General features: G+C 72.1%; 8 protein-coding genes. 7 read left to right on the forward strand and 1 reads right to left on the reverse strand.

Features of this window, described 5'->3' with window-relative positions:
* Window positions 1–110 precede the first annotated feature (110 nt).
* The 6 genes from ACFYR3_RS22825 (at window position 111) to ACFYR3_RS22850 (ending at window position 9255) form a co-directional block, all read left to right on the forward strand.
* Window positions 111–2153, forward strand: coding sequence for an endo-beta-N-acetylglucosaminidase (locus tag ACFYR3_RS22825; RefSeq protein WP_389284572.1), 2043 nt, complete (start codon window positions 111–113; stop codon window positions 2151–2153).
* 37 nt (window positions 2154–2190) lie between these two features.
* Window positions 2191–5208 (forward strand): alpha-mannosidase, encoded by a 3018-nt coding sequence (locus ACFYR3_RS22830; RefSeq protein WP_389284574.1) that lies wholly within the window; start codon window positions 2191–2193, stop codon window positions 5206–5208.
* 111 nt (window positions 5209–5319) lie between these two features.
* On the forward strand, window positions 5320–6675 hold the full coding sequence (locus ACFYR3_RS22835) for an L-fuconate dehydratase (RefSeq protein ID WP_389284576.1): 1356 nt from the start codon (window positions 5320–5322) through the stop codon (window positions 6673–6675).
* Complete coding sequence (locus ACFYR3_RS22840; RefSeq protein ID WP_389284578.1) at window positions 6672–7436, forward strand: SDR family NAD(P)-dependent oxidoreductase; 765 nt, start codon at window positions 6672–6674, stop codon at window positions 7434–7436. Before ACFYR3_RS22835 ends, ACFYR3_RS22840 begins: the two co-directional genes overlap by 4 nt.
* Window positions 7433–8419: an aldo/keto reductase gene (locus ACFYR3_RS22845; protein WP_389284580.1), complete on the forward strand. Its 987-nt coding sequence runs from the start codon at window positions 7433–7435 to the stop codon at window positions 8417–8419. Before ACFYR3_RS22840 ends, ACFYR3_RS22845 begins: the two co-directional genes overlap by 4 nt.
* Window positions 8416–9255 carry an amidohydrolase family protein gene (locus tag ACFYR3_RS22850; RefSeq protein WP_389284582.1) on the forward strand — a complete coding sequence of 280 codons (840 nt, stop codon included), beginning with the start codon at window positions 8416–8418 and terminating at the stop codon, window positions 9253–9255. The genes ACFYR3_RS22845 and ACFYR3_RS22850 overlap by 4 nt, the downstream gene beginning before the upstream one ends.
* A 199-nt stretch (window positions 9256–9454) precedes the next feature.
* Here ACFYR3_RS22850 and ACFYR3_RS22855 read toward each other — a convergent pair whose 3' ends face one another.
* Window positions 9455–10885 (reverse strand): lipase maturation factor family protein, encoded by a 1431-nt coding sequence (locus ACFYR3_RS22855; RefSeq protein ID WP_389284584.1) that lies wholly within the window; start codon window positions 10883–10885, stop codon window positions 9455–9457.
* 117 nt (window positions 10886–11002) lie between these two features.
* On the opposite strand from ACFYR3_RS22855, the gene ACFYR3_RS22860 reads away from it, so the two are divergent.
* Complete coding sequence (locus tag ACFYR3_RS22860) at window positions 11003–12307, forward strand: DUF6777 domain-containing protein (protein WP_389284586.1); 1305 nt, start codon at window positions 11003–11005, stop codon at window positions 12305–12307.
* The last annotated feature ends 26 nt before the right edge of the window (window positions 12308–12333 follow it).

The following is a 12333-nucleotide window of genomic DNA, read 5'->3' on the forward strand; positions in this document are numbered from 1 at the left end:
TCCGTCCCCCAGGGACTTACATCCTGACCCCAGCACCGTAATCCGTCCCGCAGGGACTCACCGCACGACCCCAGCACCGTAATCCGTCCCCCAACGATACGGAGCACACCGTGAACCTCAGCAGACGCACCGTCCTGCTCGCCGGAGCCGGCGCCGCCGCCGGACTCCTCCCCGGCCTGCCTGGCACGGCCGCGGCCGCCACCCGCGACCTCCAGCCCTATGCCTCCTACTGGTACCCCGACTCGCTGCCCTCGGGCACCCCGGGCGCCGGCATCACCTGGCGCGGCCTGACGGCATGGAGCGCCGAGAGCGACGCGGACCTGGCCTTCAACGCGGCCACCGTTCCGCTCGCCACGCGCTTCACCCCGGTCCCCGCGAACACCACGGCCCGCTCCGGTCAGGCCCGGGTCCAGTCCCTGGTCTCCTTCGGCCCCACATCGAGCAACCCCGCCCAGGGCGCGGCCACCGCCGACTACTACGCGCTCACCCACTGGTCGTACGTCGACGAACTCGTCTTCTGGGGAGGCTCGTCGGGCGAGGGACTGATCCTCGCGCCCAACGCGCCGATCGTCGACGCCGCCCACCGCCACGGCGTACCCGTCCTCGGCAATGTGTTCCTGCCGCCCGTCGCCTACGGCGGCCAACTGCGGTGGACCCGCGACCTGGTGCAGAAGGACTCCGCCGGGCACTTCCCGCTCGCAGCGCAACTCGTCGCGGTCGCCGCCGCGTACGGCTTCGACGGCTGGTTCATCAACGCCGAGACCGGCGGCGGGAACACCGCGCTCGCCACCGACATGCTCGGCTTCGTGGGCGAACTGAGGTTGCTCGGCGCGGCCGAGGGACAGCGCGTCACCTGGTACGACGCGATGACCGTGAACGGCGCGGTGAGCTGGCAGGGCGCGCTGAACAACCAGAACAAGGCGTTCTTCCAGGCCGCCGACACGATGTTCCTCGACTTCCGCTGGTCCCGGAGCAGCCTCGCCTCGTCCGGGACGACCGCCCGGCAACTCGGCCGCGACCGCTACGAGTTGTGGGCCGGCGTCGACGTCGAGGCGAACGGCCCGAACGCCTCGGTGAACTGGGACGCCATCGTGCCGACCGGTACGGCGCACATCACCTCCATAGGCTTCTACCGGCCGGAGTGGACCCGCAACCACCTCCCGGCGAGCCGCACGCCCGGGGACTTCCACGCCGCCGACGACGCGTTCTGGACCGGCGCCTCCCTCGACCCCGCCGCACCCGACCCGACGGCGACCTGGCGCGCACCCGCCGTCTCCGTCGCCGACCGCTCCACCGTCACCTCCGTCCCCTTCGCGACCGTCTTCAACACCGGCCACGGCCTGAAGTGGTACGAGGACGGGAAAGCCACGTCCGACACCGCCTGGAACCATCTCGGACTCCAGGACCGGCTGCCCTCGCGCCGCTGGGTGGTCCGCACCACCGGCCAACGACCCTCGGTGACCTTCGACTTCGCGGACGCCTGGCGCGGCGGCAGCAGCCTCCTCGTCTCCGGCGACCTCGACGAACCGGCCACGCTGGACCTGTACGCGACGCGGCTCCCGCTCGGCCCGGACACGGTCGTCGAGCTGACCCACCGCACCGACGCGGGCGACGCGTCCCTGGAACTCGCCGTCGCCACGGCCGACCCGGACGCGGCCGGCACGGCGCCCCCGTACACGTACTTCCCGCTGACGTCGGTCGACGGGCTGCCGTCGGGCGACGGCTGGCAGACCACCACCGTGCCGCTCGGCGGGCTGTCGGGGACCGTACGGGCCCTGGGCGTCCGGCTGACCGGGGCCGGAGCCCCGGTGCGCTGGCGGCTCGGCGGTCTCGCCGTGCGCGACGCGGTCGTGACCCCCACCGAGCCCACCGGCCTGCGCGTCACCGACGCCGAGCCCACCGGCCTGCGCCTCGCCTGGCAGGCCGCCCCCGGTCCGGCCGACGACGCGACGGCGGGAGCCACCCGCCACTACGAGCTGTACCGGATCCTCCCCGACGGCACACGCCGCTTCCTCGGCGGAACCTGCCAGAGCGCCTTCTACGTCGGCGGTCTCGCCCCCGAACAGGACGAGACGGCCGCTGTGTTCGAACTGCGGTCGGTGGGGGAGCTGTTCACCGTCTCGACCCCCGCGACGACCACCCACACCTGGTAGCCCTCACCCCTCACCCCTCACCCCACGGAGCACTCGCATGCATGACGACCGCACTCTGGTCGAAGCCCGTCTCAAGCGCGTCCTGGACGAACGCGTCCGTCCGGCCGTGTACCCCGAGTCGATACCGCTGGACGTGGCGGTGTGGAACGCGCCGGACGAGCCCGTCCCGGTCGCCGAAGGCCTCGCCGCCCCGCCGAAACCGATCGAGGTGGGGGCGCGCTGGGGTGCTCCGTGGGGCACCAGCTGGTTCCGGGTCACCGGCACCGTCCCCGAGGCGTGGGCCGGCCGGACGGTGGAGGCCCTGCTCGACCTCGGCTTCGACGAGAACATGCCGGGCTTCCAGTGCGAGGGCCTCGTCCACCGGCCCGACGGCACTCCCGTGAAGGGCCTCAACCCGCGCAACCAGTGGGTCCGGATCGGCGCCCCGGTCGAGGGCGGCGAGCGGGTCCAGCTGCACATCGAGGCCGCCTCCAACCCGGTGATCCTCGACTACCACCCCTTCCTGCCGACCCGGTTGGGCGACAAGGAGACGGCGGGCAGCGAGCCGCAGTACCGGCTGGGGCGGATGGATCTCGCCGTCTTCGACGAGACGGTGTGGCAACTCGTCAACGACCTGGAGGTCCTCGGCGAGCTGATGGCCGAACTTCCGGTGGAGTCCGCGCGGCGCTGGGACATCCTGCGCGCGGTGGAACGGGCCCTGGACGCGCTGGACCTCCAGGACGTCAACAGCACGGCGGGAGCGGCGCGTTCACAGCTCCGGGACGTCCTGGCGGCGCCCGCCGTGCCGTCGGCGCACCGGATCAGCGCCGTCGGGCACGCGCACATCGACTCGGCCTGGCTGTGGCCGCTGCGCGAGACCGTCCGCAAGGTGGCCCGCACGACCTCCAACATGACCGCGCTGCTGGAGGACGAGCCCGACTTCGTCTTCGTCATGTCCCAGGCCCAGCAATGGGCGTGGGTCAGGGACCACCGGCCCGAGGTGTGGGCCAGGGTGAAGAAGGCGGTCGCCGACGGGCGGTTCGTGCCCGCCGGAGGCATGTGGGTCGAGTCGGACACCAACATGCCGGGCTCGGAGGCGATGGCCCGTCAGTTCGTGCACGGGAAGCGGTTTTTCCTCGACGAGTTCGGCATCGAGAACGAGGAGGCCTGGCTGCCCGACACCTTCGGCTTCGCCGCCGGCCTTCCGCAGATCATCAAGGCGGCCGGCTCCAAGTGGCTGCTGACACAGAAGATCTCGTGGTCGCAGACCAACAAGTTCCCGCACCACACCTTCCGCTGGGAGGGCATCGACGGCACCAGGATCTTCACGCACTTCCCGCCCGTCGACACCTACAACTGCTCGATGAAGGGCAGCGAGATCGCCCACGCGGCGGACAACTTCAAGGACAAGGGCGTCGCCCGGCACTCCCTCGCCCCCACCGGCTGGGGCGACGGGGGCGGCGGCACGACACGCGAGATGGTCGCCAAGGCGGCCCGGCTGCGCGACCTCGAAGGCTCCGCGACCGTGGTCTGGGAGACCCCCGAGGAGTTCTTCAGGAAGGCCGAGGCCGAATACCCCGACGCCCCCGTGTGGGTCGGTGAGCTGTACCTGGAGCTGCACCGCGCCACCCTCACCAGCCAGGCGAGGACCAAGCAGGGCAACCGGCGCAGCGAGCACCTCCTGCGGGAGGCCGAACTCTGGGCGGCGACCGCCGCCGTACGCACCGGATTCCCCTACCCGTACGAGGAGTTGGACCGGCTGTGGAAGACGGTGCTGCTCCACCAGTTCCACGACATCCTGCCCGGTTCGTCCATCGCCTGGGTGCACCGGGAGGCCCGCCGCACCTACGAGCGGGTCGCCGTGGAGCTGGGCGCCGTCATCGACGCCGCCCAGCGCGCACTGGCCGGCGACGGCTCGACCGCGCTGGTGTTCAACTCGGCCCCGCACAGCAGGGACGGGGTCCCGGCGGGCGGCGCCGCAGCGCCACGCGTCGAAGGCGAGGTGAGTCTCGCTCCGCGTACGGGCGGCGGCCACGTCCTCGACAACGGCCTGCTGCGCGTGGAGATCGACGAACGGGGGCTCGTGGTCTCGGCGTACGACCTCGAAGCGGACCGCGAGACGATCGCACCCGGCCGGGCCGCCAACCTGCTCCAGATCCACCCCGACTTCCCGAACATGTGGGACGCCTGGGACGTCGACGAGTTCTACCGCAACACGGTCACCGATCTGGTCGACGCGGACGAGGTCGCGCCCGCCGAGGACGGCGCGGCGGTCCGTGTCGTCCGGTCCTTCGAGGCGTCGCGGGTCACCCAGGTGCTGTCGCTGAGCCCGGGGGAGCGTCGGCTCGGCATCGACACCGAGGTGGACTGGCACGAGACCGAGAAGTTCCTGAAGCTCGCCTTCCCGCTCGACGTGCACGCCGAACGGTACGCGTCCGAGACCCAGTTCGGGCACTTCCACCGGCCCACGCACACCAACACCTCATGGGAGTACGCCAAGTTCGAGGCGTGCAACCACCGCTTCGTGCACATCGAGGAACCGGGATGGGGCGTCGCCCTCGTCAACGACTCGACGTACGGCCACGACGTCACCCGCGCCGTGCGGAGCAGCGACTCGGGTACGACCACGACCGTGCGTGTCTCGCTGCTGCGCGCCCCGCGCTTCCCCGACCCCGAGACCGACCAGGGGACGCACCGCTTCCGGCACGCGCTGGTGCCGGGCGCCGCGATCGGCGACGCGGTGCGCGAGGGCTGGCGGATCAACCTGCCCGAGCGGCGGGTGACGGGTGCGCGGGAGGTCGCGGCGCTGGTCACCGTCGACCGGGACGCGGTCGTCGTGACGGCGGTCAAACTGGCCGACGACGGCAGCGGGGACGTCGTCGTCCGCTTCCACGAGTCCCGGGGCGGCCGTACGAGGGCCACTCTGACGGCCGGGTTCAGCGTCCGGGACGTCACCGTGACGGACCTGCTGGAGCGACCCCTCGCGGACGTTCCGTCCCCGGCCCGGGAGGGCGGCCGGATCAGTCTGCGGCTGCGCCCCTTCGAGCTGGTGACACTGCGGCTGAAGCGCGCCTGACGCCCGGAGGCGGCGTCGTTCCCGGTTCGAGCCGCTACGGTGCGAGGTGGGACCGCAGCCACTGCTCCACCTCACCGATGTGCCCGACGAGGACCGACCGAAAGGCCTCCCGTGTCCCCGAGCCCCGCCCGTGTCACCGCGGTCGACACCTACGACATCCGCTTCCCCACCTCGCGCGAGCTCGACGGCTCGGACGCGATGAATCCGGATCCCGACTACTCGGCGGCGTACGTCGTCCTGCGCACCGACGCTGCCGACGGAGCCGAGGGGCACGGCTTCAGCTTCACCATCGGGCGGGGCAATGATGTCCAGGTCGCCGCGATCGACGCGCTGCGGGGGCACGTGGTCGGACGGTCTCTCGACGAGCTGTGCGCCGACCCCGGCTCCCTCTCCCGGGACCTGGTCGGCGACAGCCAGCTGCGCTGGCTCGGACCCGAGAAGGGCGTGATGCACATGGCGATCGGTGCCGTCGTCAACGCCGTGTGGGATCTGGCCGCCAAACACGCCCGCAAACCGCTGTGGCAACTGCTCGCGGACGCCGACCCCGGCTGGCTCGTCGGCCAGGTCGACTTCCGCTACATCACCGACGCGCTGACGCCCGAAGAGGCGCTGGAACTGCTGCGCCGGGGCCGGGAAGGGGCCCCGGGACGCGCCGCGACCCTGCGCGCACGGGGCTATCCCGCGTACACCACCTCGCCCGGCTGGCTCGGCTACAGCGACGAGAAGCTCACCCGTCTCGCCGTCGAGGCGGTCGCGGCGGGATTCCGGCAGATCAAGCTGAAGGTGGGAGCGGACCTCGCGGACGACCTGCGCCGTTGCCGCGTCGCCCGTGCGGCGGTGGGCCCGGACATCCGCATCGCGATCGACGCCAACCAGCGCTGGAACGTGGACGAGGCGATCACCTGGACCAAGGCGCTCGCCGAGTGCCGGCCGTACTGGATCGAGGAGCCGACCAGCCCCGACGACATCCTCGGCCATGCCGCCGTGCGCAGGGCGGTGGCCCCCGTCAAGGTCGCCACCGGCGAACACGCGCAGAACCGCGTCGTCTTCAAACAGCTCCTCCAGGCCGGCTCCATCGACATCCTCCAGATCGACGCCGCACGCGTCGCAGGTGTCAACGAGAACCTCGCCATCCTGCTCCTCGCGGCCAAGTTCGGCGTGCCCGTCTGCCCGCACGCCGGGGGAGTCGGCCTGTGCGAACTCGTCCAGCACCTCTCGATGTTCGACTTCGTCGCCCTGTCCGGCACCACCGACGACCGCGTCATCGAGTACGTCGACCATCTGCACGAGCACTTCACCGAACCGGTCGTGATCCGCGACGGCCACTACACGGCACCCACCACGCCCGGCTTCTCCGCCGAGATGCGGCCCGAGTCCATCGCGGAGTTCACCTACCCCGGCGGCGCCTTCTGGGCCGCCGACCTCGCCCGGCGGAACGTCGACGACCCGAAGGGAAGGACAGCATGACGGACTCTCAGGACTTCGACGGACTCAGGGCGCTGGTGACGGGAGGCGCCTCCGGGATCGGCAGGGCCACCGCCGACCTCCTGGCCGCCCGCGGCGCCCGGGTCGCCGTCCTCGACCTCGATCCCTCGTCCGTCGACAAGCCGCTGACCGGCCACCGCGCCGACGTCACCGACGACGCCTCCGTACGGGCGGCCGTCGCCGCCGCGGTCGCGGACCTCGGCGGCCTCGACATCCTGGTCAACAACGCGGGCATCGGCGCCCGCGGCACCGTCGAGGACAACGACGACGAGGAATGGCACCGGGTCCTGGACGTCAACGTCCTCGGTGTGGTGCGGACGACCCGCGCCGCTCTGCCCCACCTCCGGGAATCCGCGCACGCGGCGATCGTGAACACCTGCTCGGTCGCGGCCACCGCCGGCCTGCCCCAACGGGCCCTGTACTCGGCGTCCAAGGGCGCCGTCCACGCCCTCACCCTCGCCATGGCCGCCGACCACGTCCGCGAAGGCATCCGGGTCAACTGCGTCAACCCCGGCACGGTGGACACCCCGTGGGTCGGCAGGCTCGTGGACGCCGCTCCCGATCCGGCCGCCGAGCGCGCCGCCCTGGAGGCCCGCCAGCCCACCGGCCGCCTGGTGTCGGCGCCCGAAGTCGCGGGAGCCATCGCCTACTTGGCGAGCCCGCTGTCCGGCTCCACCACCGGTACCGCCCTCGCGGTGGACGGCGGGATGCACGGGCTGCGGCTGCGCCCGGCGGGCCGGTGAACTCCCTCGGCAGGAGCGGTGTCCCCGTCAGCGCGCTGTCCTTCGGCGCGGCAGGCATCGGCAACCTGTTCTCCGAGGTCACCGACGAGCAGGCGTACGAGGCGGTCGACGTCGCCTGGACGAGCGGCATCCGCTACTTCGACACCGCCCCGCACTACGGCCTCGGCCTCTCCGAACGGCGCCTGGGCGAGGCCCTGCGCGACCGGCCCCGCGCCGAGTACACCGTCTCGACCAAGGTGGGCCGCCTCCTCGAACCCGTGGAGACGGGCGGCGACGACCTGGCCGACGGCTTCGCGGTGCCCGCCACGCACCGCCGTGTCTGGGACTTCGGCGCCGACGGTGTACGCCGGAGTCTGGAAGCCAGTCTGGAACGGCTCGGCCTCGACCGCGTGGACGTCGTCTATCTGCACGACCCCGACGACCATGCCGAGCAGGCCTTCCGCGAGGGCTACCCGGCGCTGGAGGAGCTGCGCTCGCAGGGCGTGGTCGGCGCGATCGGCGCGGGCATGAACCAGACGGAGATGCTCACCCGGTTCGTCCGCGAGACGGATGTCGACGTGGTGCTCTGCGCGGGCCGCTACACCCTCCTGGACCACAGCGCCCTCGCCGAGTTGCTGCCCGCCGCCCTGGACCGCGGCACCTCCGTCGTCATCGGAGGCGCCTTCAACTCCGGCCTGCTGGCCGACCCGCGTCCGGGAGTGACGTACAACTATGCCGTGGCGCCCGGAGAGTTGTTGGAGCGGGCCGTGCGTCTGAAGGCGATCGCCGAGCGGCACGGCACCACCCTGCGCGCCGCCGCCCTGGCCTTCCCGGCCGCCCACCCGGCCGTGGCGAGCGTGCTGGCAGGCGCCCGCTCGGCGGCCGAGGTCCGCGACTGCGCCGAGCGGTTCGCGACGCCCGTGCCTCCGGAGTTCTGGCGCGAACTGCACACGGAGGGCCTGCTGCCCGCCGCCGCCCCCCTTCCCGTACGGGAACTGCCGTGACGGTCGACGCCCACCACCACGTCTGGGACCTGTCGGTCCGCAACCAGGACTGGATCACCGGACCCGAACTCCGGCCCCTACGACGGAACTTCGGCATCGCGGACCTCACCCCTGAGGCGGACTCCACCGGGGTGGACCGCACCGTCCTCGTCCAGACGGTCACGGTGGCCGAGGAGACCCCGGAGCTCCTCGCGCTAGCGGAGCGCAGTGCGCTGGTGGCGGGCGTGGTCGGGTGGACGGACCTCACCCGGCCGGACGTCGCCGACGACCTCGCGCGCCTGCGGGAGATGCCCGGCGGCCGTCGTCTCAGGGGCGTCCGTCATCAGGTGCAGGGCGAGCGCGACCCCCGATGGCTCCTGCGTCCGGACGTGCGGCGCGGACTGGCCGCCGTCGCGGACGCGGGGCTGGTCTACGACCTCGTCGTGCTGCCGCGCCAACTGCCCGCCTGTGCGCGGGCGGCCGCCGAACACCCCGGACTGACCTTCGTGCTGGACCACTTGGGAAAGCCGCTCGTCGCCACCGGTGCCCTGGACCCCTGGGCGGGCGCGGTCCGCGAACTGGCCGCGCTGCCCAACACGGTGTGCAAGCTCTCCGGGATGGTCACCGAGGCGGACCCCGCGCGGTGGACCGTCGACGACCTGCGGCCGTACGCCGACACGGTCCTGGAGGCCTTCGGTCCCGACCGGACGATGTTCGGCTCCGACTGGCCGGTCTGCACACTCGCCGCGACCTACGCCCAAGTCGTCTGGACGGCCGAGGAGTTGACGGCTGCCCTGAACGAGAACGAGCGCCAGGCCGTCTTCACCGGCACGGCCACCCGCGTCTACCGCGTCTGATCGGTGGAGCCCGTCGCGGGGCGGCATCTCCCCGGTCTCCAGAGCCTTTCGACGATTCCCGCCATTCCCATACCCGTCTGAGTCCGGGAGGAGTCTGACCCACCCCATCGCCCACGCACAGTTCGGATCGCGGCCTCTGGCGCGATGGCCACCGGCTCACTCGCCGCCCGTGATCACCGATCGCTTCGGAACCAGGCGGCTAGTACGGGACCCGCCGCTCGGCCCCGCCGTCCAGCCGGGTCGGCGGAAGGAAGTCGCGCACATACGTCCGGTGCCAGCACGCGCCCGTCTCGCGGAGTTCGCGCCAGGTCGTGTACCGGTAGCGGAAGAGGCGGGCGCGAATGTAGCGGGGCGGCGCGTCGGCGGGGAACGGGGAGCGGCGGAGCAGTCGCAGGGTGTCACGGTCGTTCTCCAGGAGTCGCTCCACCAGACCCGAGAACCATGTTCCGGCGTATCCGGGAGAGAGCGCCACGAACCACATCAGCCAGTCGAGCCGCAGATGGTACGGCGCGAACTGGCGCGGCCAGTACCGCGGATCCCCCGGTTTGCCCTTGAACTCGTACTCCCGCCAGTCCGCGTCCTCGCGCGGCACCTCGTCCGCGGTGCCCTCGACGACCACCTCGTGACGCACCCGGCTGACGCTGCCGAACGCCCCGTAGGTGTTGACCAGATGGAGCGGGTCGAAGGAGCGGTTCATGACCTGGCGCGGGGAGATCAGATTGCGTGCCGGACGGTAGCTCAGGGCCAGCAGGCCGGCGGCCACCACGAGGACGACCACCTCGTACCAGAGCGGCGCGGCGGCGACATGCGGCGCGGTGGTGGGCAGTTCGGTCACGCTCAGGGCGAGCACGATCGTCGTCCAGTTCAGCCAGGAGAAGTTGCCGGACAGGACCAGCCACAACTGGGTCAGGATCATCAGCGAGGCCGCCGCCGTCGCGACCGGCTGCGGGGTGAACAGCAGAACGGGCAGCACGAGTTGGGTGAAGTGGTTCGCGGCCACCTCGACCCGGTGGAACGGCTTGGGGAGATGGTGGAAGAACCAGCTCAGCGGACCCGGCATCGGCTGGGTCTCGTGGTGGAAATAGAGGCAGGTCAGCTTCCGCCAGCAGGCGTCGCCCCGCATCTTGATCAGCCCCGCGCCGAACTCGACGCGGAACAGCACCCAGCGCATGAGGAACAGCACGACGACCGGCGGTGCCACCTCGTCGTTGCCGAGGAAGACCGCGAGGAAGCCCACCTCCAGGAGCAGGGACTCCCAGCCGAACGAGTACCAGGTCTGGCCGACATTGACGATCGACAGATACAGGGCCCAGGGGACCAGCCACAACAGCATCGCCCCCCAGAGCGGCAGCCGCCCGTCGAGGCCCGCGATCAGCGCCACCGACACCGCGCAGCCCGTCCAGCACCAGCCCGCGAAGAAGCGGTCCGAGTAGCGCAGATGGAACACGCTCGGCGCGTCACGGAACGCGACCCGCCGCACGAAGCGGGGCACCGGCAGCATCCCGCGCTCCCCGATCAGCGCACGGAACTGCAGGGCCGCGCCCAGGAACGCGACGAGATACAGCACGGCGAGCGCCCGCTGGAAGACCAGCCGGCTCAGCCAGTAGTCGGGTGCGACGAACCACTCCATGGCGCGTGCTCCTCTCCCCTCCATTGTGACGCTGGGTGACCGATCTCCGCTTGCGTGCGCCAAGAGGGTGACGCAGAGAATGGTGCACGAATTGCCCGGGACGAACGGGAGAACGTGGTGCACATACCCACCAGGACCCACGTCGCGGCCTGCGCGCTCGCGGCGGCACTCCTCGTCGTCGCAGGGTGTGGCGGCGGCGACAGGGGCAAGGCATCGAACGGATCGACCGGCGGCGAGGTGTTCCTCCAGCCCGCCGCGGTCCAGGGCCCCGACCCCTTCACGGAGTCCACCGACATCTCCACCAGGACCCGGCCACCTGTCACCCGAACGCCGCAATCCACGCCCGCCGGAACGCAGGAGGTACGCTCGTTCTCGGGCGCCACACCGGGCCTCTACGGCGGCACCCGGAACGCCGGCAGCTGCGACATCGAGAAGCAGATCCGGTTCCTGGTCGCCGACCGGGACAGGACCAGCGCCTTCGCCGAGGTCTCCGGCATAGCGCCGGGATCCGTGCCGGACTACCTGCGCCAGCTGACCCCGGTCGTGCTGCGCGCCGACACCGGCGTCACGGACCACGGATTCGGCGACGGACAGGCGACCGGCTTCCAGGCCGTGCTCCAGGCCGGTACGGCCGTCCTCGTCGACAACCGGGGCGTACCCCGGGTCCGCTGCGCCTGCGGCAACCCGCTGGGCCGCCCCACCCCGCTCGACGGGAACCCGGACACCCGGGGCAGGCCCTGGAGCGGCTACCGGCCCGCCCGGGTCGTCGTCGTGACCCCGGCACCCGTCGTGATCACCGACATCACGATCGTCGACGTCGCCGACGACACCTGGATCGAACGGCCGGTCGGCCACGACGGCCACCGTCACGACCAGGTCGTACCGCCGCCCGACGGCCGGACCCCGACCCCGGGGCCGCACGATTCTGCGGCCCCGCACGACCCCTCCGCCAGCGCCTCGCCGGGCGGGCGGAGCCCGTCCCCGGACGCCTCCGCCACCGACTGCGTCACGCCCACCGCGACGGAGACCGCGACACCGGGGAACGGGGAGAGCACCCCGGGCGAGACCGCCGGGTCCGGCACCGCGCCCACCGGCACGCCGACGGACGGCGCCGCCATGGACGTATCCCGGCCGGACCGGTCCTCGCCCCCGACGACCGAGCCCCCGCACTGCCCCACGGCCACCGTCACGGCACCGCCGACCACGGAACCGGGGACCACGCCGGCCCCCTCGGGCGGGAACACCGCCCGCTCCGGCTCCCAGGAGCCCTCGTCACCGCAGTCCCGGTCCGACGAACCGGGCACGCCGGAGGACACCGCCCCGGACAGCCCCGACGCCCCCGACGGCGGCGGCTTGATCCCCGACGAGCCGACCGGTCCGGACAGCGTCTTCGACGTCTCGACCGATGTCCTCGACGGCTGAACGCCCGCTCTTCCGGGGAGCCCGGA

The sequence above is a fragment of the Streptomyces sp. NPDC005784 genome, from assembly GCF_042871525.1.
Lineage (GTDB): Bacteria > Actinomycetota > Actinomycetes > Streptomycetales > Streptomycetaceae > Streptomyces.